General features: G+C 65.6%; 19 protein-coding genes. 6 read left to right on the top strand and 13 right to left on the bottom strand.

Going from position 1 to position 24,339, the window contains the following annotated elements; translation table 11 throughout:
• Positions 1-119 precede the first annotated feature (119 nt).
• A complete protein-coding gene (locus ACLJPD_RS16410; RefSeq protein ID WP_410873010.1) occupies positions 120-1,118 on the bottom strand; it encodes a hypothetical protein in 999 nt (332 codons plus the stop codon).
• Positions 1,119-1,134: 16 nt separating this feature from the next.
• Positions 1,135-3,192, bottom strand: coding sequence for a hypothetical protein (locus tag ACLJPD_RS16405; protein ID WP_410873009.1), 2,058 nt, complete (start codon positions 3,190-3,192; stop codon positions 1,135-1,137).
• Between the two features lie 375 nt (positions 3,193-3,567).
• Here ACLJPD_RS16405 and ACLJPD_RS16400 point away from each other — a divergent pair, with 375 nt between their 5' ends.
• Positions 3,568-5,049, top strand: coding sequence for an FAD-dependent oxidoreductase (locus ACLJPD_RS16400; protein ID WP_410873008.1), 1,482 nt, complete (start codon positions 3,568-3,570; stop codon positions 5,047-5,049).
• A 144-nt stretch (positions 5,050-5,193) separates the two neighbouring features.
• Here ACLJPD_RS16400 and ACLJPD_RS16395 read toward each other — a convergent pair whose 3' ends face one another.
• A complete protein-coding gene (locus ACLJPD_RS16395; protein ID WP_410873006.1) occupies positions 5,194-5,676 on the bottom strand; it encodes a DUF4333 domain-containing protein in 483 nt (160 codons plus the stop codon).
• A gap of 182 nt (positions 5,677-5,858) precedes the next feature.
• Positions 5,859-7,247: a hypothetical protein gene (locus ACLJPD_RS16390; protein WP_410873005.1), complete on the bottom strand. Its 1,389-nt coding sequence runs from the start codon at positions 7,245-7,247 to the stop codon at positions 5,859-5,861.
• A gap of 436 nt (positions 7,248-7,683) precedes the next feature.
• Between ACLJPD_RS16390 and ACLJPD_RS16385 the strand changes: the two genes are divergently transcribed.
• A complete protein-coding gene (locus ACLJPD_RS16385) occupies positions 7,684-8,403 on the top strand; it encodes a TetR/AcrR family transcriptional regulator C-terminal domain-containing protein (protein WP_410873004.1) in 720 nt (239 codons plus the stop codon).
• Positions 8,404-8,443: 40 nt separating this feature from the next.
• On the opposite strand, the gene ACLJPD_RS16380 is transcribed toward ACLJPD_RS16385, so the two are convergent.
• Together ACLJPD_RS16380 and ACLJPD_RS16375 are read right to left on the bottom strand one after the other, a co-directional pair.
• The gene (locus ACLJPD_RS16380; RefSeq protein ID WP_410873003.1) at positions 8,444-10,267 is read right to left on the bottom strand and encodes an alkyl/aryl-sulfatase; all 1,824 of its coding nucleotides are present in this window, start codon (positions 10,265-10,267) and stop codon (positions 8,444-8,446) included.
• Positions 10,268-10,429: 162 nt separating this feature from the next.
• Positions 10,430-11,380: an LLM class F420-dependent oxidoreductase gene (locus tag ACLJPD_RS16375; protein ID WP_410873002.1), complete on the bottom strand. Its 951-nt coding sequence runs from the start codon at positions 11,378-11,380 to the stop codon at positions 10,430-10,432.
• A 201-nt stretch (positions 11,381-11,581) separates the two neighbouring features.
• Between ACLJPD_RS16375 and ACLJPD_RS16370 the strand changes: the two genes are divergently transcribed.
• Entirely contained in the window at positions 11,582-11,776 is a 195-nt protein-coding gene (locus tag ACLJPD_RS16370; RefSeq protein ID WP_410873000.1) for a three-helix bundle dimerization domain-containing protein, read from the top strand.
• 55 nt (positions 11,777-11,831) lie between these two features.
• Here the strand turns inward: ACLJPD_RS16370 and car are convergent, their stop codons facing one another.
• The gene (car, locus tag ACLJPD_RS16365) at positions 11,832-15,320 is read right to left on the bottom strand and encodes a carboxylic acid reductase (RefSeq protein WP_410873429.1); all 3,489 of its coding nucleotides are present in this window, start codon (positions 15,318-15,320) and stop codon (positions 11,832-11,834) included.
• A 205-nt stretch (positions 15,321-15,525) separates the two neighbouring features.
• On the opposite strand from car, the gene ACLJPD_RS16360 reads away from it, so the two are divergent.
• Genes ACLJPD_RS16360 through ACLJPD_RS16350 form a run of 3 tightly spaced genes read left to right on the top strand, consistent with a single transcriptional unit; the run spans position 15,526 to position 19,234 of the window.
• Positions 15,526-16,653 carry a sulfotransferase family protein gene (locus ACLJPD_RS16360; protein ID WP_410872998.1) on the top strand — a complete coding sequence of 376 codons (1,128 nt, stop codon included), beginning with the start codon at positions 15,526-15,528 and terminating at the stop codon, positions 16,651-16,653.
• Between the two features lie 11 nt (positions 16,654-16,664).
• The gene (locus tag ACLJPD_RS16355; protein WP_410872996.1) at positions 16,665-17,900 is read left to right on the top strand and encodes an aminotransferase class I/II-fold pyridoxal phosphate-dependent enzyme; all 1,236 of its coding nucleotides are present in this window, start codon (positions 16,665-16,667) and stop codon (positions 17,898-17,900) included.
• 2 nt (positions 17,901-17,902) lie between these two features.
• Entirely contained in the window at positions 17,903-19,234 is a 1,332-nt protein-coding gene (locus ACLJPD_RS16350) for a cytochrome P450 (protein ID WP_410872995.1), read from the top strand.
• Here ACLJPD_RS16350 and ACLJPD_RS16345 read toward each other — a convergent pair.
• From ACLJPD_RS16345 to ACLJPD_RS16320, 6 genes are read right to left on the bottom strand one after another with little or no spacing between them, the layout of a single operon-like run.
• On the bottom strand, positions 19,206-20,090 hold the full coding sequence (locus tag ACLJPD_RS16345) for an acyl-ACP desaturase (protein ID WP_410872994.1): 885 nt from the start codon (positions 20,088-20,090) through the stop codon (positions 19,206-19,208). The genes ACLJPD_RS16350 and ACLJPD_RS16345 overlap by 29 nt on opposite strands.
• A gap of 16 nt (positions 20,091-20,106) precedes the next feature.
• Positions 20,107-20,940 carry an SAM-dependent methyltransferase gene (locus tag ACLJPD_RS16340; RefSeq protein ID WP_410872993.1) on the bottom strand — a complete coding sequence of 278 codons (834 nt, stop codon included), beginning with the start codon at positions 20,938-20,940 and terminating at the stop codon, positions 20,107-20,109.
• Complete coding sequence (locus ACLJPD_RS16335; protein WP_410872992.1) at positions 20,937-21,200, bottom strand: acyl carrier protein; 264 nt, start codon at positions 21,198-21,200, stop codon at positions 20,937-20,939. Before ACLJPD_RS16335 ends, ACLJPD_RS16340 begins: the two co-directional genes overlap by 4 nt.
• Positions 21,197-21,739: a PaaI family thioesterase gene (locus ACLJPD_RS16330; protein WP_410872990.1), complete on the bottom strand. Its 543-nt coding sequence runs from the start codon at positions 21,737-21,739 to the stop codon at positions 21,197-21,199. The genes ACLJPD_RS16335 and ACLJPD_RS16330 overlap by 4 nt, the downstream gene beginning before the upstream one ends.
• Before the next feature lie 5 nt (positions 21,740-21,744).
• Entirely contained in the window at positions 21,745-22,533 is a 789-nt protein-coding gene (locus ACLJPD_RS16325; RefSeq protein WP_410872989.1) for a ferritin-like domain-containing protein, read from the bottom strand.
• On the bottom strand, positions 22,482-24,200 hold the full coding sequence (locus ACLJPD_RS16320; protein WP_410872988.1) for an AMP-binding protein: 1,719 nt from the start codon (positions 24,198-24,200) through the stop codon (positions 22,482-22,484). The genes ACLJPD_RS16325 and ACLJPD_RS16320 overlap by 52 nt, the downstream gene beginning before the upstream one ends.
• Positions 24,201-24,339: the final 139 nt, after the last annotated feature.

Here is a 24,339-nt window from a genome sequence, read left to right as displayed (position 1 = left end):
CTAGCCCGCCGCGTCGAGCACGGATGATCGGACACAGAGTGCCGAGCCTGCTCGATGCGTGAAACCACACTCTCCGCTTGCTTAGCGACGCGGCGGAGACGGCAGGCGATACTGCGGGGTCACCTCGGTCCAGCGATACCGACTGTTATATAGCCGCCGACTTCGATATTGCCGACCGTCTGGACGAACTCGTGGACCTCCAGGTCGTCCGGGCCGAGGTCGGCGGACGAAATGGTCAGTTCAACTTCTCTGAATGTTGCATCGGGGAGAGCGAATTCGGCGAAGGGCTCGCCGGTTGGTTCGCCGGGACGTTGGGTGAGCAGGTCTGCGGTGTCGGGGTCGATGGTGTCGGCCCGACCCTCGTTTCCGGTGTCGGACAGCTCGATTCGCGATTCCACCTCGTGCGACAACCCGACCTCGTACCGGCGCAGCATGCGTTGCACACGCGGTTCGAGGGCGTGCGTAGCGAGGTCCGCGGGATGGATGCCGAGAGTCTCGCAGAGCTCGGGGGTGACGCCGGTCAGGCGCCAGCCGCGGTGGCGCAAGACGGCGAGGTTTTCGTGGTCGAACGGGTTACTCACGGTGAGCAGCATCGGCTGCCCGTGGGCGGTGATGGTGAGGTTGCGTTGGCCCACGTGGCGGGCGAGGTCAGGTCGGAACGCCAGGCCTGGTGGTGTGGTGGGGAGGGTGTCGTTGAGACATTCGGCCTGCACGAGCAGGCACTGGTGGGTACCGAAGTCGGCGCTAGGGGTCCATTCGGTGGTGCAGGTGAGCAGGTCGGCGCCGCCGGGCGGTATCGAGGTCGCCGTGGCCGTCCCGATCCGGGTGATGTCGACGAGCGCGCCGAAGCTCGGTCGGGCGAACCAGAAGGTCGCAGTGGTACCGAGCGCCGGACCGTTGGAAAGGTTTTGCACGATCACGCTGACGCCGGCCGGAACATCGACGGGAATGACGCCGGTCTGCGGGTCAGCGGTCGACACCTCTATCATCGGCGAGGCGTAGAACACGGTGTTCGCCGCGAGGGGGCGCGCACCGGTGTCGCTGTAGGTGTAGCCGACTACCAGTCGGGGTCCTGTTCCGCCGGTCGGCTCGCCGGGTTCTTCTTCGCCTTCGCGCATGTGTCAGACTCCTTCGCTACCCGCCGCCGAGGACGTCACCGGGGCTCCCGGTCTGGTCACGCCATATCCAGGCCGGCCAGCCGAGTCCGCGATCGGCATCGAGATCCCAGTCCAGATAAGGCGTTTCGTCGGGATTCGCATCCAGCAGTGCTCGGGCGAGATCGACAGCGTTGCCGAACCCGGACACGTCGAGTGCGCCCTGACCCGAGGTGACGATATCGACTCGTCGGCGCCACTCGTCGGCGTCCAAAACGGTCGGGAGAGCACCGCTCAGTGCGAGTGGGTTGGACTGGGTGCCGGTGTAGCGCGGGACAGTGCCCACGCCGTTGTCGGTGAAGGTCCAGCCGTCGAGGAAGATCAACGGCCACGCCAGCGTCGTCCCGGCCGACACCTGCACCGGCGGTTCGGGAGCCTCACTCGGGTACAACGGCCAAGTGCTCGCCCCGCCCGCCGGTTTCCACATAGAGCGCGGATAGCCGTTTTCGGCCGCGGCGGCACTGCGACAGGTGTTCAATGCCGCCGTGACCGGCCAGATCTGGCCGCCCCCGAGTGGACTGAACTGGATCACATTGTGTTCGAGATCGGAGGTGTAGGGCAGCGCGAGTCCCGCGGCGACCAGCAGTTGACGAATCGAATTCGAGAAGTTGGTCAGATACACCTCAACCCATTCGAGGTGGCACAGCAACTCGTCCCAGTCCGGTGGCGTCGCTTCATCGACTCGTTCGACCGCGCCGACGATCAGCGCGCTGCCCACGACGACGTTGCCCATCGCGTAGTTGAGCGCGGCCAGCACGACAGCGGCGATCGCGCTGGCGATTTCGGCGACCGACACGCTTCCTGATGGCGCCTCCGGCGGCTGGACGACCTGGCCGTCGGGTAGGAAGACCGAGCCGTCGCTGTCGACCCAGGGTGGTTTCGCACCGCAGTTGTCGGGCAGGTTGATCCGCTCTGGCGGCACTTCGGGCAGGAATTGCTGTGACGTCTTCAGCCACAGCGTGAGCCAGGTCAGGGAGTAGGCGCTGTGCACGCCTCCCGCGTCGATGCCCGCTGCCGGCAGAGGTGGCCCGTAGACGGAGGTGTAAGCGTCCAACCACAGCGTCACCAGCTGGGGCGGCAGCTCGGCGGGCAGAGCGGTGGCGTTGGCGATCGCGCTGAGCACGCTGGGCGCATCGATGTTGCCGAACCGAATCCGGTCCTGGAGTTCAGAACCGCAGGCGTTGTCCCAGTAGCGCAGCCGAGGATTGGGCAGGGAATTCGACGCGGTGAACACGATTTCGGCGCCCTCTGCCCGGACGGCTCGCCGTTTGTTGACATAGCCCCACGACCAGGTATCGATGTAGTTCGCCACCCAGGTGTGGCGCCACCACTGGTTGCGGTGCGGTCCACCGACAACCCCGTTGAGGAACGGCTTACCCGAGAGTGCCGCGGCGTTCGCGACCGTGTATCCGTCAACGAATGCCAGTAGTCGGCTGTCACCGCTGTCCTTGGCCAGGCGACGCAGTTCCTGCAAGAACTTCCCAGTGCGGCTGCCGTGGACGGTAGCGCGGGGCCGCCACTGCTCGGGCGGCCGCGACTTCCAGCGCTCATACGACCCCAGTACCGAGGTTCCATCCGAAGCCTGGGGGCCCGCACTCAACGCTGTCGCCGCGAATCCGCCCAGCAGGCCCGGCACCGTAGCCAACTGGCCGGAGAGAGCGGGGACCAAGTCACGCAGGCGCTCGGCACGGTCGCGGTTCTTGATCAGCTCGACCTTGGCTGCAACGTCTGCCTGCTCGGCCAGCCCACGCAGCCACTCGAGTGTCCCACGTATCTCGACCAGGTTGCCGTAAAGCCCCGGCGTCGTCGGGGTACCGGCCAACAGTCTCAAAACCGGCAACCATGCCGCGAAGACCCGGCTGTTCGGCTCGGCGGCGGCGAGTTCGGTTTTGGCCGGTAGGAGCTCGGCGAGTTGGAGCCCGGCCGCACCGAGATAGAAGAACCGAAGATCATCCCCTTCGGGTACCGGCTCACCGGCGGCACGACGTGCTTCCAACACCAGATCGGCGATGGCGAACTGCGTCACGATCCCTGGCATCAGACCTCCCGGTCAACCCACTGAGACACGCCATCGGTACAACAAGTTACTTAGGCAAAGCTGTTGTGCCGGTGCTTATTTGAGCAATAACGGTAGCAGCCGAGCCAGCTTTCCCCCGGGCATTGCTGTTTCTCGTTCTGTTCGACCGCGTGTCGACCCTCCGTCAGCAGTACCTAGCAGGTGCCGGTGTCTGCGCAATCGCTCAGCAACCGAGCCCGATAGAAGCCCTTAGGACAGCGAACCATCGGTGACATTCGTGCCTGCTGCGAGGAGGATCGACAGAGAATCAACTGATCGCAACCAAGATCGCGTTGGAGCGTGACATCCCGACAGCTCCACTCTCGCTGAATGAAGAGTCTCCCCCAGGAGGTTGCGGTGACAGATGGCGCCGCCTCAGCCGAGACGTCCGTTCGGGTAGAGCGCTGCGACGTCTGCATCGTCGGAGCCGGCATCGCCGGAATCAATGCCCTGTTCGTCGCCAGTCGATACCTGTCTCGATCGCAGAAAATTATCCTGGTCGACCGCCGCGATCGTTCCGGCGGCATGTGGGTCGACACCTACGCTTACGTACGACTGCACCAACCGCATGGCCTGTTCACCGCTGGCAACATCAAGTGGACCCTTGGCCGAGATCGCTCCTACCTGGCAACCAAGGACGAGGTGCTCGCCCACTTCGACCACTGCCTCGAGGTTGTCAAACAACGAGTGCAGGTGGAGGAGTACTTCGGCTGGACACTGGAGTCACACCAGGAGTCCGACAGCATTGTGCGCCTAACCTGCAAGTCTGACGGCCGTCTGATGGTGATCGAGGCGAAGCGACTGATCAAAGCCGGCGGATTCGGGGTTGTACCCAATAGCCCGCTCGCGATTTCCAGCCCACGTGTCGTGTCGGTGTCACCCGACTTCTGCGATATGCGGGGGGACGAGATGCGGGCGAGCGAGGCCCCTGTGTGGATCGTGGGTGGGGGAAAGACCGCGATGGATACCGCGCATGCGCTGATCACGGAATACCCAGGTCGGGAAGTGAACCTCGTGGCAGGTTCAGGCACGTTCTTTTCCGACCGTGACCGTTTGTTCCCCGCAGGCAGCCGACGATGGTGGGGCGGCACGCTGGCAACCGGTGTCTTCACGGAACTGGGTCGACGCTTCGACGGGACCAACGAGACCGAGGTCGCGACGTGGTTACGCACGACCTACGGCACGTGGTTGACCCCCACCACGGGCAACTTCCTGCTGGGCTTGCTGTCCGGATCGGAGACCGAGACGATTGCCGCCGGTCTGAACGAGGTGATCATGGATCACGTCGTTGATGCCGTCGACCGCGACGGCCAGATCGACTTGGTCCTCCGGAGCGGATCAGCGAAGAAGATCCAACCGGGCAGCTGGATAGTGAACTGCACCGGATACATACTGCGCGGCGATCCGCCGTTGCCGTACGAGCCCTACGTTTCCGACAGCGGTGCGGTCGTCTCGATGCAGCCGCGCTCTGCCACATTCCATCTGACGTCGTACATGGGCTATTTTTTGACCCACCTGCTGTTCTTGGACAAGCTCAGAGAAGTTCCGCTGTACGAACTCGACGCGCCGGACCTGCGGAAGAAGTCGAATGCGGCACTTCCCTATGTGCTCGGCTCGCTGGCCATGCACAATCTCAGCCTCATCCTCGACAGCGTCCCGAACAGAGTGTTCCTCGATTGCGGAATAGATCTCGATCGCTGGTACCCGCTGCCGCGCCGCATGATCGGAACCACGAGGTTCATGCTCACCCACCGCCGCGGACGCGAGCACCTCCGGCAAACTCTGGACACTGTGCGCACACGATTCGATGTTCGCTGCGGCCCACTGAGCCGGGCGTAACCCCGGTTACCCCCGACCGGGCCACCACGGTGGTCATGGTGGCCCACGTCCCGACCTGCCGCAGCCGAGCGTGTTCCGATCCCCGCGCGTCTGGCGAACGCGCCGGTATCGACGCGCATCGCCGCGGCGAGGTGCCAACGGGTGCTATTCCACCAGTCGCCAGTCGCTGTCACCCGAGTTGCGGGCGGTCACCTCGATCGTCGCCGAGTCGCCCTGCGCATCGACCGCTGTACACGGGAAGGTGCTGCCGACCTCGACGATCTTCAGTCCCTGCCCGCAATCCACCGTCACCGCAAAGCCCACCTGGCTCGCGACATCGGTCGTGAGTCCGCTCGCGGTCGCGGCGAGGTCGAACACGACGTCACGGGTCACGAACTTCACCGCGCCCTCGTCGTCTTCGACCGTCACATCGACGCGCACGTCGTTGCCGCCGAGATCGGCGATACAGACGAAGGTGTCGCCGGCCTTCGGATCGTCGGCCAGCCGTGGACATTTGACCGAGGAGACTTTGCGCGACATCGACGCGTAGGCGTTGTCCAGCTCCGTGGTGATGTTCTTCTCCAGCGCCCCGTAATCCGGGCCGCCGATCGAGACCGACGCGTTACACCCGAACAGGGCGAGCGTCATCGGAATTGACAAGGCACTCAGCGCAACCCGAGTACGGGAACGGCGCACAGCATCAGTGTTGGACACATAGATCAAGTTACGCAACATCGAGCCTCGAACACACAAGAATGCTCGAGCGAGTTCTCCCGAGTACATCGGCGCGCGACGCACGCCGGAACGCTCGGACCCGCGGGCGATCGACCTCATCGTCCGCCGCCGGAAGGGTTGGCTGCGAACCGAGCGAGGGTCGTGGAAACGACCTCGGGGCGACCGTCGTTCTGAACCGGCGCGGCAGTGAGAACGTCGATGTGGTTGTATCCGGGCAGAACGATGGGGACGTCGGTGGGGTTGCTCGACTTCGGCAACGAGATCCCGCCGCCGCCCTGGAATGTGACGATCGGATTGCGACTGACGCCGTCCAGGTGAAGGTGGTTCTCGGCGATGGACGGGGCCGTCGTCTGGGCGAGGTCGAAATTCAGTCGCGAGGGGAAATACCACTCGGTGAAGTCGAGCGGCGGCTCGCTGAGGCTACGTGCGACCTTGGCGACGGAGGACACCTCACTCGCTCGGTTCGTGAAGGCACCCTCGTTGGGTAGCGAGGCAGCGCTGCCGACTTCGTCGTAATCCAACCACCGGTAGGTGACGTCCGGGTTGCCGTAGACCGACGGTGACGCTTTGGGCGCGTCTCCGAAGGCGCTGTTTGCGGTGTCGGCGAGGGCAATCGAGGATGGTAGCGGGAACGACTTCTCGACGACGGGCCCTCCGGCGAAGAACCCCATGCTGGCCTGCAGGAAACCGAGGGGCTGGGAGTTTTCGTCGAGCAGGGCACCGACGGTGGCTTCATTGGTGACGTTGAGATCGCGCACGTCCGGTGATCCAGTGACCGCCATGGCTGCGTCCTTGGACAGCAGCGTACGGAGTGTCAGCTCGATGTTGGTGTTGTCCGGCGCCTGGTCGAGGAGGGCGTTCACGCCGTCCGGGTCCAAGGTCGCAGCCAAACCGGCCAGTGCGAGCAGGTTCGTCGTTTCCGGATTGATGACCGCAGGGAGGCGGAGCACGGGGAGGGCGCTGTCGAGTGCAAGCGACGCCTGTTCCAACGGCCCAGCCAGCAATGGCGGTATCTCGCCTGCTTCCGGCCCTCCCAACGCGGGCATTCCGGCCTTGATGACGGTGTCGAGGGCGAAGTATCCGCCGCATTGGTTGTATCCGGCGTCGTCTGTGGTGGCGGGGTTACCGTCGAAGTCCCATTCGGCGAAGTACCCGGTGAGGAATCCGCCGAGTGAGTGCCCACCGCAGAGAACCTTGTCTTTGCGCACACCGGGGTCCGGGAGTTCGAGTCTCAAAATGTCGTACTGGTCCCGCAATGTTTGTTCCAGACCTTGGCTTTCGAGCCACTGAGTGGCCGGCCCGTCCGCGTACCCGGCGAATTTTCGGCCGTCGACCTCAGCGCCGCGGAAATAATAGTCGGCAGCGGTGTCGAAATTCTTGGACTTCAGTGCGGCTTGAACGCCGCGGTGGTCTTCCAAGCAGTTCGATCGGCGGTCCAGTGCCCAGAACTCGACCGACCTGCCCCCGGCTGCCGCGGCGGCCACAGTATTTCGTGCGACGCTGTCGAATGCTCCAGCACCTTCGAATACGCCCGGTTGAGCCACGAGGATGCGATCTGCGGCCGCGGAGTCCGCTGGGCCCGAAGACGAGCGCCACCGAAGGTAGGACAGGTTGTCGCACTGATCCGGGTGCGGGGCTACGTCGGCAGGGAGAGGCACCCGCACAGTGATCTCGGAACTGATGACGCCGTCGACCGGAGAGCTCGATGTCCACAGAAACTCGGTCCGCTCGCTGAGCGGTGCCGCGGTCGACGGCGTTGCGGCGTTCGTCAGTAGGCTCCCCGTCAGCACAGCAACAGCCAGTACCGGATGAATATAGCGATAACGCATTGATACCTCATCGGATGATGCCGCAAAAGGGACCGCTGAACAGCAGAAACAGATTTGCAGCGTACATTGTTCGCTAGGAGGTTAGAGACACGTGCCACGAGATGTCAACCCCTTGGTCCCCGGATCAGCGGCGTGGTGGAAGGCGCAGCTGGAGCGACAGCGCTCGATGAACACCCGCCTGCTCACCATGGACTCCATCAACGTCGCCGCGTGTCAGATCCTCGACCGCGACGGCGTCGAGGGCCTGACCATGCGCAACCTCGCCGCCGCATTGCACTCGCGGGCGCCCTCGCTGTACCGGCATGTCGACGGCCGCGAGGAATTGCTCATCCACGTCACCGACTACGTCCTCGGTGCGGTCTCGGTACCGGAAGGGCACACCCACTGGCAGGGCGCGGTAGAGCAAGTCGCGGTCGCCCTTCGACAGGTCATGCTCGAGCATGCGTGGATGACCAGGGTGGGGATCCGCTCACCACTGTTCGGTCCGAACGCGCTGCGGCTTCGCGAAATGTTCTGGCAGCCGATGGATCAGGCCGGATGTCCGCCCGAGATCACCATTCGGACCTATTACGCGGTCGTGCACTACACAATTTGCTCCGCACTGTTCGCGGCGAACGCGTTTCCCCCGCAGTACCGAGATCCGAGTCAGCGTGTCAGCACCGGATTGGATGAACTGCTCGACACATTGTCCGCCGATGAATACCCCACTGTTGTCAAACTCGGGAGATATGCGTTGCACCCCAACTTGGAACGAGACTTCCGCGTGGGCTTGCGTGCCTTGATCAACGGCTTTGCCACCGACGATCTCTGAATACGCTTCTGCGGCAACAGTTCCCGATAAGGTACCTCGATCAGGGGATGACGATGTCGAAGTCCGGGTTCGGTGTATCCAACAGCCCGGACAGGGTCGCGAGGACCTGCGGGTCGCCCTCGACATCGACATCGTGGAGGCCTTTGCCCGCCAGCACCCCGAGCAATTGCGGTTTGGTCAACGTCAGCGTGAGGTCGGCGGAACCGATGTGGGGCACCTCGGCGGTGGCGGTGCGCGGGGTGAGCGCACCGTTGGACAATGTCAGACGGACGACCTGGTTTTCATCGGTGAGCTTCCAGTCCATCGTGAAGCCGCCGATGCGCGCCGCCCGTGGCCCGTCGATACGGACAGCGAGCGAGTCCGCGATCATGTCCACCGTCAGCGCCGAGGCCATCTCGGGGTTGGCGGTGTCGAGTTCGGTATGCCCGGGACCATGGCGAAGTTCTTGCGCACCGGTGAGATAGAAATTTCGCCACGTACCGTTCTCCGCGCCCCAACCCAACTGCTCGTACACCCCGGCCAACGCGGCCTTTGCCGCCGTGTTGCCCGGCTCGGCGAAGACCGCGTGATTGAGCAAGGTCGCGGCGAACCGCAGATCACCCTCCTGCACATAGGTTTCGGCTTTGGCGAGCACGGCGTCGACGCCGCCGTAGTCTTTGACGTACCGCTGGGCGGTAGCGACGGGCGGGTGCTCCCACAAATGGGCGGGATTACCGTCGAACCAGCCCATATACCGCTGATAGACAGCCTTGACATTGTGGCTCAGCGACCCGTAATAGCCTCGGTTGCACCATTTTTCGTCCAGGGCGGGCGGCAACTCGAGTTGCTCGGCGATCTCCGCGCCGGTGAGTCCTTGGTTGGTCAAGCGCAGTGTCTGATCGTGGAGGTAGGAGTACATGTCGCGCTGGCTGGCCAGCAGGTCGACGAACCGGTCGGGCCCCCACACCGGCCAATGATGGGAGGCGAACGCGACATCGATCTTATCGGCGAACATCGCGATCGCCTCGTCGAGGTAGCGCGCCCAGATCCGCGAATCACGCACCACCGCACCACGCAGGGTCAACACGTTGTGCATGTTGTGGGTGGCGTTCTCGGCCATACATATCGCACGCCGATCGGGGAACAGGAAGTTCATCTCGGCAGGAGCCTCGGTGCCCGGCGTCATCTGGAAGATGATGCGCACACCGTCGACGGTTTCCTCCTGCCCGGTGTGGGTGATGTCGACCGTCGGCGGGATCAGGGTGATCGTGCCGGTCGAGGTGGTCATCCCCAACCCGCAACCGATCTGCGCGTCCGGCGCTTTCGGTAGCGTCGCGCCGTACATGTACACCGCGCGCCGTGTCATCGCGTTACCGGCGTAGACGTTCTCGCTCACCGCGTGTTCGAGGAACCCCGCAGGCGCGAGCACCGGCACAGGGTCGTGGCCGTGCGGGACCACCCCGCGACTGCCACCGAAATGATCACCGTGGGAATGGGTATAGATGAGCCCCGTCACCGCACGATCACCACGGTGCGCCCGGTACAGCTCCAGCGCCGCGGCGGCGGTCTCCGCGGAGATCAGCGGGTCGATGACGATGACGCCACGCTCGCCCTCGATGAGCGTCATATTGGACAGATCCAGATTGCGGACCTGGTAGATCCCCTCGGCGACCTCGAACAATCCCTGCTTGGCGCAGAGCTGGCCCTGTCGCCACAAACTCGGGTTCGCCGTTGAAGGGCATTCACCGTCGAGGAAGCCGTACGCGTCGGCGTCCCAGATCGTGGTACCGGCCGCGTCGGTGACGACAGCAGGTTCCAGAGCCGCGACAAACCCTCGCTCGGCATCTTCGAAATCGGTCTTGTCATCGAAACGCAGGTCGGTCATCACACCATCCTCGAGATCATCGCGCCTGGTCATCACCAGAAACCGGCCCTGTGGGCACCGGTCTCGACTCCGAAGTTTTCGGATACGTCCCATCGTCGCAACAGACGCTGATGTAGACCTCATCCGTTTCGGGTGAACCGCTGCGCGCGGAACAGTCGCGACTCAGCCGTGCACCAGCGGACTCAGTGCCTTGCCTGCCAATTCGAGGATGCCCGGCTCGTGACCGTTGGCGACCATATTCACGATGATGCCGTCGACTCCGTGATCCAGGATCCGGCGCTGGATCTGCTCCGCCACATCGTCGGGAGTGCCGGCGAACACACTGTCCTCCGAGATCACCACCACAAGATCCCGCTGCATGAACCCCTGCGCCAATTTGCGCGCCCGATCACCGTCCTCATCGACGACCACGACCGCCCGGAAGCTGGTCTCCAAGGTCTGTGGGTCACGCCCGGACTCCTCGCAGCGCTGCCGCAGTGCGGCCAATTTCTGCGGCAGGTCGGTGGTGTGACAGAGGATGTTCAGGTGGTCCGCGTACCGCGCGGCCAGCCCGAAGGTCTTCTTCTCACCGCCGCCACCGAGCAGGATCGGCAGGTCGTCGCGCACCTGCGGCTCGTTGATCGCGTTCTCAGCGCGGTACCACTTGCCGTGAAAGGTCGGCCGCTGCCCGCGCAGCATCGGCGAGATGATCTGCAAGGCCTCGTCCAGGCGCTGGAACCGGTCGGTGAAGCTGCCGTATTCGAAGCCATAGCCGATGTGCTCCTGCTCGAACCAGCCCGCGCCGATGCCGAGTGCCGCGCGGCCGCCGCTGATCACGTCGAGTGTCGTGACGATCTTGGCCAGCAGCGCCGGATTGCGGTAGGTGTTGCAGGTCATCAGGGTGGCCAGCTGGATTCGCTCGGTCACGGTGGCCAGCCCGGCCAGGGCAGTGTAGGCCTCCAGCATCCAGTCATCGGGCTGCCCATAGACCTGATAGAAGTGGTCCATGAAGAGCACGGCATCGAAGCCGGCCGCCTCCGCCTCCTGCGCCTGCGCGATGACCCGCGGGAACAGTTCGCGCGGTGAGGCCGCGTAGCCGAAGTAAGGCATCTGGTATCCGAGACGAATGCTCATGCTCTGAAACCCTACGGTCGTCTCCCGCGTCGACCGGGAGCGATAATCCATGCCGATCAACCAACCGCACACGGCAATGACTCGGAGGTTCGCCCGCTCCGCGATCACACCGCCCAACAAATGCAGCCCCGCCAGGACACTTTTGAGCAACTAAGAACTCCTGCTCGTTGATCTTTCGGCGGTCGGGCAACACCATAGATTATGGCTACTGATGAAGCTCAGCAGATCAATGAGGTCGTCCAACGCCTCGCCCAGCGATATCCCAGCATCCCCGCTGACGACATCGACGATACCGTCCAACACGTCTACGACGGGTTCGCCGACGTACCCATCCGCGACTTCGTTCCGCTCCTGGTCGAACGCAAAGCAATGCGGAGCCTCACCGCCCCTCACTGACCGGTTCCCGTGCGGCTGTCTCGTCGATTCCTCGGCGTGCACGACCGGCGACAGGTCAGATCAGGTTCAGTTGACGGAGGTCGGTGCTGTACTTGCGGATGAGCGAGGCTGACATTGGGGGAATGTCGATTTCGGCTGTCCAGATGGCGGAGTGGAAGCGGTTGGTGGGGAATTCGGGGCGGTCGAGGGTTTCGCGGGTGTTGCCGAACGCCTGGAGTAGGGGCTGCAGTGAGTGTCGTCGCCGGCTTTCCGGCATGGCGCGGATAGCCGTTTCGAAGCGGGTGAACCACTCGTCGTAGTCGTCGATTCGCGCGATGGGATGGCCGGCGTCGATGAGCCAGTCGACGATCACGTCGAGCGAGACGCTGCGCGGATCGACGACGTTGTAGGTGCGATATCCCGTCACCGTTTGCTCACTGAGTGTGGCGATGGCCGCGGCGGTGAAGTCGACGGGAAGGCCACCGTTATAGGTGCGTCCTCGGTCCTCGGTCGGATAGAACGATCGCGGCGCGATGCCGGTGGCGATGAGGCTGAGCAGCAGGCGGGTGAAGACGTCGGGCACGTTCAGCTGCCCGGAGTATCTGCTGTGCGCGAGGATCATGTCCGACCGGAACACCGAAACCGGCAGACCGAAACGTTCGTGTGCCGCGCGCAGGAGAACCTCGCTCGCCCATTTGCTCGTCGAGTAGCCGTTGGCGTAGGTCTCGTCGAGTTCGCGAACCGGGCTGGTGAGCCGGATATCGGCGTCCTCGTCGGCGGACGATGTCGCCGTGGCGAGCACCCCCATGGTCGACACGTGGCTGACTCGTTTGATCCGCGCGGTGAGTGCCATTCGGATCAGCTCGGCGGTGCCGATGACGTTGGGGCCGAACAGTTCTGGATAAGGCAGAACGTGATTGACCAGCGCGGCCGGGTGGACGATCAGGTCGACGGTGTCGGCCAGTCGGTGCCATGTCAGCTCGTCCAGGCCGAGGCCGGGCGCGCTGATATCGCCCGGAAGGACCTCGAGACGGTCCGCGGCCAGCTCGTTGAAGTGGCGGACCAGGTCGGGGTCGCCCCGATCGAACGCCGCGGCGAGCCGCTGGCGTGCGCTGGCGGCCGTAGCGCCACGGACCAGACAGATCACTGTGCCGCTCGTGCGGGCCAGCCACTCCAGTAACAAGAACCGGCCGAGGTAGCCGTTCGCGCCGGTGAGCAGCACCGTGTTCGTCGCGCCGCTCGGCGGCGGTAGGGCACGTGCCGCGTCGAGGGTCGCGATGTCGATGAACTTGTCCAACGTGAGGTCACTGGCCTGGACTCGGATGCTGCCCGCGCCGTGCACTGCCGCGAACGTCGGCTGTCGCGGACCGCCGAGCAATGCTGTCTCGATGTGTCTCGCCAGTTGTCGTAGGTTGTTCGCGGGGTTGATGATGACGCTCACCGGCACCTCGATATCGAAGATCTCCCCGAGCAAGCCGGACAGCGACAGCGCGGACAGGGAGTCGCCGCCGAGGTCGGTGAAATGCGCCTCCCCGAGCAACCCGCCGCTCTCACAACCCAGCAACGCCTGGGTGGCCCGCAGGACGGCGTCGGCGACCGGCTGGTTCCGACCGGCACGACGCAGTGCGCTCAGCTCACCGGTCTCCCGTTCCGCCAGCTCGGCGTACATCCGCTCCAGGCGCTCGCCGTAGCGGTCTTTCAGCCTGGGGCGCAACGGTTTACGGATGTCGGAGAGCAGGCCGTTCACCGTGCTGAACGGCTCGGTCTCGATCAGGCAGTCGCGCGGGATCGCGTAGCGCGGCAGGTCCGCGTCCTTCGCGATCCTCCGCAACGATTCGCCGATCAGCGGTTTCAGGTCCGCAACGGCCGCGCCGACGCGTTCGAGCGCCGCCGAGGTCGGCACCACGACCGCGAGCGGATAGGCGCGCTCGCTGTTGCCATAGACGAAGATCTGCCTCACCAGCGGGCTGGTGACGAACAGCGCCTCCAACCGGGCGATAGCCACGAACTCGCCGTTGGACAGCTTGAGCACGTTCGTGCGGCGATCGAGGTAAACCAGGTCGTCCGGCCCGATCTCTGCCATGATGTCGCCGGTCCGGTAGTAGCCGTCGCGGTCGAAGATCTCCGCGGTGGCCTCGGGACGCTGGTAGTACCCCGGAATGATGGCATCGGTCTTGACCAGCAGCTCCCCGCGCGGATATGGCGAGTCGGTACGCGAGTAGCCCAGTTCGGGCACGTCGACCAGCTTGTAGTCGCGCACCGGTGGTCGGCATACCTTCCCGTTGACCATGATTCGACCCGCTTCGGTCGAGCCGAAGCCGTCCTGTAGTGGAAGGTCGACACAGGATTCGACGAAGGCGGTCATCTCCGCGGACATCGGCGCCGACCCGGTGCCGACCCACACCACGCGGCCGCCGAGGAACCGTTCACGCAGTTCCTCGCGCACCCGCGCCGCGACCTCGACCTGGTCGCCGGACGCCGGTCGGTCCAGTTCGCTGTGGTAGCGCTGGAAAAGCATGTCGCAGACGCGTGGCACCAGCCGCAGTGTCGTCGGCCGGACCAGGGCGATGTCCTCGAACAGCGTGGACAGGTCGCTCTTCGCCGTGAAGTAGCCGATGCCGCCTGCCGCGAGGGTGCCGGAGAACGCGGCACGTCCCGACACGTGGCTCATGGGTAGGCAGTGCACGCCGATGATCGGCAGCTCGTCGGTCCCCGGCCAGAACCCGCGCCACGCCGGGATGACCATGCGGTCGGTGTAGATGGCGCCCTTGGGTGCCCCGGTGCTGCCTGATGTGTAGATGAGCATGGCCAGTCGGTCGTCGGCCGGATCGGCTTCGAACGGCGGTATCGGCGGCAGGGTCGCTGCGCGCGTGAGCACGTCGGCCAGTGTGTCGAGCGCGATCGGGCTGTCTGCCAGGCGTCGGCACGCTGCCTCGACCTGCTCGCGGTGCTCGTCGACGGCCGCCTGATAGTCGAAGACCACAAGGCGGCGCACCGATGTGCTCGCCAGTACGCACTCGACGGCGGTGCTCAGCCGTTCGAGGCTGGTGGCCAGCACGCGGGGCGCCGTCTCGGCGATGATCGGTGTCAGCTGGTCGGCGGAGGCGCTGGCGGGCAACGGCACTGACACCGCGCCGAGCCGGACGCAGGCCAGCTCGATGGTGGCGTAGTCGGTACCGGTGAAACCGACGACGGCGACGAACTCGCCCGCGCGCAACGGCGACTCGGGATGGTGGTGCCATTCGGTCGCGACGGCGCCCGCCCGCGACCACAGTTCGCCATAGCTGATGGTCTCGAAGGCCGGCAGCAGGCGCAGTGTCGTCCGACCGGTCGCCGGATCGGTGCTCGTTTCCCGCGCGCGTTCCCCTACGGCGGGCCGATCCGCGTAACCCTCCATGATCGTGGCCACGATCCGCCCCAGCGACAACCCCGGCTTCCGGATCGCCACGGTGACCGCCGTGTTCGGCTCGGTGTCGCGGAACTGTCGGTCTGCGGCGTGTAACTCGGCGATACGGCGCGCGCGTCGAGCGTCGAGATCGCTGGTCCCCGAGCGCGAAACCGTCACCATTGCCAGCCTCCGTATGCAATTTCCCTGTTCGCCACCCGCGACCCCGGATAGGGAATATACGGCGATCGACCACTGCGCATTCGATGGTGAAGTCGATAAATCGCTTTCCTATCGACCGATTCGAAAATGCGACCAGGCCACACGAGATCGGCTCTCTTCCTTAAGGTTTCGATTCAAACGAGGACGAATCAAAGGATTTGACGTGAACAGACTCGGCGCAGCGGAGGAACTAGAGGCGGCGGCCTCCAACCTCACCGGGCTCACCGACTTCGGCCCGTCGGAGTACCGGGAAGGGCTCGGGGTGCTCCTGTCCTCCTACCAGGACGAGGCCGATCTGAGCCCGCAGGGCATCCAAGCGGTTCAGGGCGAGCTGACCGGCATCCTCGCGTCCCGCCTGATCAGTCAGGCCCAGTGGGCGGCACGCCCCGAATACGCCGAGGTCGCGATCGAGCGGCCGGTGTTCATCGTCGGCATGCCGCGCACCGGGACGACGACCCTGCACCGGATGTTGACCGCCGACCCAGCGCACCAGGGCCTGCAGATGTGGCTCGGTTACGCGCCACAGCCCCGGCCGGCGCGCGCGGACTGGGCGGCCGACCCGGTCTTCCAGATGGTGCAGAAAGGCATCGACGGGTTCGTCGAACAGGTCCCCGGCTACCTGGGTATTCACAATCGTCGAGCCGACGAGGTCGAGGAATGCTGGCTGTTGACCCGCCAGTCGATGCTCTCGGCGTATTTCGAGTTCACCGGGAACCTGCCGTCGTATTCCGCGTGGCTGGCTGAGCAGGACTTCACCGAGACCTATCAGCGGTACCGTCGCAACCTGCAACTGATCGGGCTGCCCGACGCAGGCAAACGCTGGGTGCTCAAGTCATCGAGCCATCTCGTGTGCCTCGACGCGCTGTTGGCGACGTTCCCGGACGCGCTGGTGATCCAGACCCATCGTCGGCCCGCGAGCGTGGTGCTCGCCTCGGCGTGCAGCATGGTGAACAAGATGGTCGCCGGCCGGTCAGCGAGCTTCCAAGGCGAGGCGATCGGCCCCATCCTGCTCGAATTCGCTGTTCGCTCGCTCGAGCGCTACGCCACGGACCGGGCGAAATACGACCCGGCCGTTTTCCACGACGTCGAGTTCGACGAGTTCACGGCCGACCCGCTGGCCATCGTCGGCGACATCTACCGGCGTCTCGGCCGCGAGATCACCGACGAGGTCCGAACCGCGATGCTCGCGGTGGTCGCAGAGGACGATCGCCTCCGCTCACACACCTACGATCTGACCGACTACGGCATCACCGCCGACGAGGTCGACGCCCGACTCAGCACTCTGCTCTGAGAGGAACGATCATGGCGACGCAGTCCTCGGTATCGGCATTGGATCGCTGGGGCTTCTCCGCCTGGCTCGAAAGCGCACGCGAGAGCGGCGAATTCATCACCTTGCCCGAGCTCGACGGCATCAACGACGCGGTCGTGAGCATCAATGGCAAGAAGCTGGTCAACTTCTCCGGCATCGGCATCCTGGGCTGGCAGCACGACCCGCGGGTGCGCGAGGTTTTCACCGAGACAGCCACGGACTACGGCCTTGTCGTCGGCGGCTCCCGGATCATCCAAGGCGTCTCCCGGCCGCACCTCGAGCTGGAGACGCTCGTCGCCGAGATCACCGGCAAGGAGCGAGCGCTCACCTTCGCCACCGGAATGCTGGCCAACCTCGGTTTCGTGAACGCGATGAGCACCCGGTTCTCGTTCAACAACACCCACGGGGTCGACAACACCGACACCGTGCTCGTGCTGGACCGGGAATGCCACTGGAGCATGTGGAAGGCCGCCGAACGATTCAAGTTCGGCCGCAACCTGATCATGTTCGACCACAACGACACCGCCAGTCTTCGACGCGAGCTGGAGCAGCTGGCGGGACGCAAGATCATCGTCGGATTCGAGGCCGTGTACTCCGCGGACGGGTCGCTCGCCCCGGTCGCCGAGATCCTCGATCTGTGCGAGGAGTTCGGCGCGATCAGCTTCGTCGACGACGCCAACGGGTTCATGGTCTACGGCAACGGCGGTCACCGGTTCGCCGCCGAGTACGCGGCGCTGCGCCGGGCGACCTTCCTGATGGTGTCCTTCGGCAAGGGCGTCGGGCTCAGCGGCGGTGCGCTCGCCGGACCGGCCGACGCCCTGAACGCGTTTCGCTTCCTCTCCGGCACAACGGTTTTCACCACCAACATTCAGCCGCCGACCGTCGGCGCCATCGTGCACGTGCTGCGTCGGATGCGGCGTGACCCGTCGATCATGGAGAACTATCTCGACCGGGTCGATCGGTTGCGGGAGCGACTGGTCCGGATCGGCTGCACGATCAACCCGACACCCACGTACGTCACCTCGATCCTGGTGGGCGCGAACGACACCGCCGTGCGGGTGCGACAGGAGTTCATCGACCGCGGCTACCTGGTGCCGATGTTCGGCTACCCGGCGGTGCCGAAGGACCGCGCGGTGATCCGCCTGCTGATGAACAACCGGATCTCCGACGAGCAGCTCGACGGCTTCGTCGACACCCTCGCCGAACTCCGAGAGAAGTACGGGTTCTGAACATGACCGCCGCGCCGGCGATCTCGCTGCCGCCGGGTTCTCGACTACCCCGTTCGGTCCAGGGACTTCTCTACCTCAGCGGTCGCCGCCGGATGATGCGGCGCTCACGCCGCCGGTTCGGCCCGGTGTTCACGCTGAATCTGCCGGTCATCGGACCGTCGGTCTTCGTCGGCGACCCGGTGCTGGCCCGTCAGGTGTTCGCGGCCGGTCCCTCGGTCGCGGGGAAAGCCGAACCCAACCTCGGTGCGTTGCTCGGCCCCGGGTCGTTGTTCAGTCTCGACGACGATCCCCACCGCCGACGGCGCCGGCTGCTGTCTCCGCTCTTTCACGGCACACGGATGCGCGAGTACGAGGCGCTCATCGAACGGGCGTACGCGGACGAGGCGGCGACGTGGCCGGAGAACATCGAATTCCCGATCCTGCCCGCGACCATCCGCATCACGCTCGACACCATCCTGCGCGCGGTCTTCGGCGCGGACGGCGCGGAACTCGCTGCACTGCGCCGACTGATGCCGACCCTCGGCGCGATCGGCTCGCGGTTGGCGACCGGCCGTGCGATCGGGTTCGGTCGTGGCCGTTCGGCGCGGACCCGACTCGATGAGCACCGCAGCGAATACGACGCGCTGATCGCGAAGCTGATCAACCGCGCACTCGCTGATCCGCGCCTGTCGGATCGAGGGGACATCCTCGCGCTGCTGCTGCGAAACCACTACGAAGACGGAAAGACGCTGTCGCACAGAGATATCGCCGACGAGTTGGCGACCTTGCTCACCGCGGGCAACGAGACCTCCGCCAACACCCTGGCTTGGACGTTGGAACGCCTGCGCCGACACCCGGAGGCGCTGGCCCGGCTGGTAGACGACCTGAACGCCGGAAACGACGAGGTGCTCCAGCACACGATCTGGGAGGTTCAGCGCGTTCGACCGGTGATCGGCACGGTTTCCCGGCAGGTGAAGGCACCGAGCTTGCAGTTGGGCGAGTGGGTGATCGCGCGCGGCCACCGGATCATCGTCTCGATCGCCCTGATCCACGGCGACGAAACCGTCTATCCCGACCCCGATGTCTTCGATCCCGACCGTTTTCGCGGACGCCGACCGGATCCCCTGTCGTGGCTTCCGTACGGCGGCGGGAATCGCCGCTGTCTCGGTTCCGACTTCGCCGATACCGAGCTGAAGGTCATCCTGCGCAGCCTGCTCAGGGATTTCGAGCTGTTGCCGACTACCGCGACCGGGGAGCGGATGCGCGATCGCGGTATCGCCTATATGCCGGGGAAAGGCGGTCGGGTGGCCTTGCGTCGTCGACAGGTCAGTCGAGAGCGCGACACTGCTCGATGAAGCGGACCAGCTCGTCGGCCCGGTCCGAGCGCACGTCGACCGCGCGGTCGACCACCTTGACCAGGTGCGCGTAGGCGGCGGTGTGGTCGTAGTCGGCGACGTCTGCGATGCGCAGAGCCCAGCGCCAGTAGCCGCGCATGGTGTCGGCCAACGGCATCCGGAATCCCTCGATGACCTCACGGATCGGTTCGACCACCGCGTCGCCGTGCACCCGCACGTACCGGCTCACGACGTCGGCCATGAAGGTGAAATGCCGGGCCTCGTCACGGGACAGGCGAGTCAACACCGCGCCGAGCACCGGATCGGCGACCACATCGCGTAATTGCTGGTAGTACAGCTGAGTCGCCTTCTCCTGCACCAGTGCGTAGGCGAAGAACTGCACCGGATGCCGGTAGGGCAGATCGAACGGCTTGCGCCCCTCCACCGCGAGATCGGTACGCAGCGACGCGCGGTCGGCCATCCCGGCGGCCTCCTGATAGCGCGCGAGCGCCCGCGCGTGAGTGTCCTCCTCGGCCGCCCAGCGCACGGTGAAGTGATACAGCTCGCGATTGTGGACGAAGGTCTCTGCGTCGACCGAGTCGTCCACGGGGAAATACCGGTGATAGACATCGAAATAGCCGGGCAGGTGATCCTCGATATAGGTGATGAACTGCACGGCCGAGCGCTGACCCTCGGTGAGTCGGCCCGCGTCGGCGCAAGCCCAGTCGAAGGCGGTTTCCACGTCCCAGCCGCGCGCGGCCGGGGAGGCGGCGAAGAATCCGTCGACGGCGGCACCGACGTCGCCGGCCGGGATCATCTCGGCTCCGACCATCGGGCGTTCGGCCGAAAGACGCTCAGGCATGGACTTCTCGGACATGGGGACTCCCTCCCGGTCAGCGGGCATTGCGGCAGGTCAGGGCGTAATGCTTGGTGGTGTAACCCCAGCCGGCGTTGGCGATCTCCAGATACCGCCGCAGCTTGGCGGCCAGTCCCGGCCCGTGCGCGTCGATCCGCTCCGCGGCCGCGTCCACGTTGGCGATCCAGTCGTCGATGGTGCGGCGGTAGTCGTCGGTGAGATCGTCCACCGAGTCGATGGCGAACCCGGCGTTCTCGGCACCGGCCACCAGCTCCGACAGCGGGCGCAGCTCGCCGAATCCGAAGATGTCCGAACGGATGAACCGGGTGCCGGTTCGATCGTCGAACGCGGTTCGCGCCCGAGCGTTGCGAAAGCAGCTCTCCGACACGTAGAGCATGCCGCCGCGTCGCAGTGCGCGCCGGGCGCGGGCGAACGCGGTGTCCAGGTCGGGCATGTGCACGATCGACCCGAGCATCGTCACCGCGTCGAAGGTGGCGGCGGGCAGTTCCAGCTGCTCGAAGTGCGCGACCTGCGTTCGCACGCGGTCGGTGAGGCCGCGGGCAGCGGCCTGCTCGGCGATGTACTCGTGCTGGCGCGGCGCGGGGCTGACCCCCACCGTCTGACAGGCGAATTCCTCGGCCATGAACAGGATCAGCGAACCCCAACCGCAGCCGACGTCGAGCACCCGCTCACCGCCAGAGAGGCCGAGCCGCCCCGCCACGAAACGCAACTTGTTCCGCTGCGCCTGTTCGAGGGTGTCGGTGTCGGTCGAGTACCGACCGGAGCTGTATTTGCGCAACGGGTCGAGGAATTCGCCGAAGACCTCGGGATCGAGATCGTAATGCTGGTTGGTGTCGGCGACCTCGGTCACGCGGGAACCTCGGCCAACGCCTTGTGCACCACAACCGCCACGTCGTCGAGAGTGGACATGCCGAACACGTCCTGGTCGTCGAGCTCGATGTCGTAGGCGCGCTCGATGCGGGCCACCATGCGCAGCACGCGGACCGAGTCGACGCCGGCCACACCGCGCAGGTCGACGTCGGACCCCAGTTCGGCGGCGGGTACGCCGATCTCGGCGGTGGCTATCTCGGTGACGGTGAGCAGGATGTCGGCGACGGTAGGGGTGCTCATAAGCGAGCTCCGTTCTGGGTTGACATGGCGTGCTCGAGCCGGGCGGCGTCGGCGTCGTCAAGGGTGAGCAGGTGGCGGACATCGCCGAGAGCGAACGGCCGGTAGGTAGCCGAGGCGGACGCGCAGAGCTCGTCGTCCACGTCGTGAATCTCCGCGCTCGCCGTGATGACTGCGGCGCCCGCGCGGGAGATTGTCGCGGTGCAGTGGTAGTCGCGGTCGACCCGTAGCGGCGTCAGGAAGCGAGTGCGCATCGAGACGGTGAAGGCAGGCACGCCACGCTCGAACATGATCACGTTGGCCATCACCTCGTCGCAGATCACGCCGACCAGACCGCCGTGCAGGACACCGGGATAGGACTCGAAGGACCGGGTCGGGCGGAAGCCGGCTCGCAGACCGCCGGGGTGGCGGGTGAAGCGCAGCCCGAGACCCGCCGGGTTGTGCGGCGAGCAGCCGAAGCAGTGGTAGTCCGGCACCGCTTCCCAGGGCAGCCGTACCGCGAGGTCGGGGGTGCCCGCGCCGGCGGGCTCAGGGGTACGCATTCAGCTCAGGAGATCGCGTCGGCCAAGGCGCGCCGCACCCGGGCGTTGGAGGACAGGTCGAGTCCGGTGATGCCGGCGAAGGTGCGCCGAACCTTGTCGTGCAGCACCTCCAGCTCGCCTTCGGCGGCGATCTGTTCCAAGAACAGCTCGAAGCCGGTGTCGATGGTCTCGTGCTCGCCGAGTTCGGTGAGGCCGGACTTGAAAGTGCTCACCGGATGCTTGATCTTGGCCTCGGAACTGTAGACGTAGAGCGTTTCCAGCACCGACGGCAATTCCTCGGGTCGCGCGGCGAGACGCTGCGTGGTGTAGTGGATGAATTCCCGTGCGTGGCCTGCCTCGTCGCGGCTCGCGTTCAACAGCAGCCCCTCGAGCACCGGCTCCTCCACCCACTGCGACACCGCGCGGTAGACGTGGTTGACGGTGAGCTCGGAGATGATGTTGGTGGCCAGCGTCGCCGACGGCGTCGTGCCAGGCGCGTACGGCGCACGCATCGCCCCGACCGCCTTGTCGTCGACGCTCTCGCCGACCGCGGCCAGCCAAGCCCGGAAGGCGTAGTGGTGCTGCACCTCCTGGTAGCCCCACACCACGGCGAAGGTGGAGAAATCATAGTCGTCGACGAATTCGTTGAGGAATCCGTGCACGGCGGCGATGACATTGGATTCGCCCATGGTCGCGCTCTTGGCAAGGGTCACGTACTCGGGCCGGACCAGTGCGGGGTCGATGGAGTCGAGGTCGAGGTCACCTAGCCGCCAGTGCTGGCGCTCGTAGTGGCGGAAGACGTCGTAGCTGTGCATGGTTGCTCCGAATCTCTTTCGGTGACGATCAGTTCCCTGGCGGCCAGCCGCCGCAGTTTGCCGCTGCTGGTTCGGGGGATGCTGCGCGGCGGCACCAGATGCACCCGCACAGCGGTCAAGCCGAGCCTGGCGGTGATCCGTCCGGCTATGGCGGCGGTGAGCTCCGCTCCGGCGGTGACAGCGAATTCGGTTTCGGCGATGACGGCGATGGTGTCGCCACCGTCGGGGTCGGCCGCGGCGGTGCAGCGGCCCTTGTAGACACCGTCGAGATCACGTACGACGGCTTCCACGTCGTGCGCGTAGTAGTTGACCCCGCGCACGGTGATCATGTCCTTGCTGCGACCGGTCACATACAGCTCGCCGTCGCGCTGGTAGCCCAGATCGCCGGTCCGTAGCCAGCCCTCGCTGAACAGCTCGGCGGTGGCTTCGGGGTCGGCGGTGAGGTAGCCGTCGGTCACCGACTCGCCGCGAATGAGGATCTCGCCGACCTCGCCGTCGGGCACGGTCATGCGCGAGTCGGGGTCGACCACGCGCAGCTGCAGACCGGCGACCGCCGTGCCGACGCCCGCGACAGCCCGGGCCCCCTCGGCCTCGGGGCAAACCCGCTGTGCCCTACCGGAGTCCGACAGCGTCACACGGTCGACCCAGTCGAAGACGGGTTCGCGACCGAGCGGCGGGAAGGTGACCGCGAGGGTGGCCTCGGCCATGCCGTAGACCCCGAACATGGCCGCGGGGTCGAATCCGGCCGGACGGAAGCGCGCGCAGAACTCTCGCACCACGTGGTGAACGATGGGTTCGGAGCCGTTGAAGGCGATCCGCCAGTTTCGCAGGTCGTAGTCGGCCGCGCGGTCCGGCGGCACGGCGGCCAGCAGAGCCTCGTAGCCGAAGTTCGGCATCGCGGAGATGGTCGACCCGCTGGCGGCGAACTCGCGCAACCAGCGCTCGGGATCCTTGACGAACGCCGTCGGCGACCACAGATGCGACGGGATACCGCGCAGGATCGCCGACAGCGTACCGATCAGGCCCATATCGTGGAACAACGGCAGCCAGAACCCGCCCTGATCAGCCGGGCCGAGGTCGATCCCGGTGCGGATGGCGGCCAGCCCGGCCAGCACCTGCCGGTGGGTGAGACGCACGCCCTTCGGTGCGGCGGTGCTCCCCGAGGTGAACTGCACGACCGCGACATCGTCCGGATCGACCCGGGGCAGCCCCGCTGTCGTCGATTCAGCGAACAGGGTTGCGGTATCGAGGAATTCGACGTCCATGGCCGCTCGCAGTGGTTCGACGATGGCGGCGAACTGCGGCGACACCAGGATGGTCCGCATCCCGGCTGCGGCGGCGATTCCCGCCAAACGCGCTGGGTAGGAAGCTAATTGGCGGGCCCCGGCGGGCAGTGGCAGCGGGGTGGCCGCCCCGCCCGCGGTCGTGGTCGCGAACAGGCCGATGAGGAACTCCGGCGAGTTCGGGCACAGCAGGCCGACCGGCTCACCGCGCCCGATGCCGCGGGCGACCAGCGCCGCAGCGCCGACAACGGACCGTTCCCGGAGTTTGGCGTAGGTGAGCGTCGACTGCGACAATGACCAGAACGTGGTGCGGACCTGCGGGTGTGCGGTCGCGACCTCGGCCAGCCGCTGATGCAGCGTCGGGCCCGATGCGGACGATGTCATTGTTGTATGACAAAGGCCCCAGGTATCCAAACCCTGAACGATCAGTTAAATGCGGGGCGGCGATAACATAGTCCGCTGCGCCAATAACAATACCGCGAAAATTCCATAGCTTCACCGCACGGCAGGCGGCATAATGCTT

It is taken from the genome of Nocardia sp. A7, from assembly GCF_046549215.1.
GTDB lineage: Bacteria > Actinomycetota > Actinomycetes > Mycobacteriales > Mycobacteriaceae > Nocardia.
Note: the sequence above shows the minus strand (reverse complement) of the source record. Positions and strands in the feature narration are given on the sequence as shown.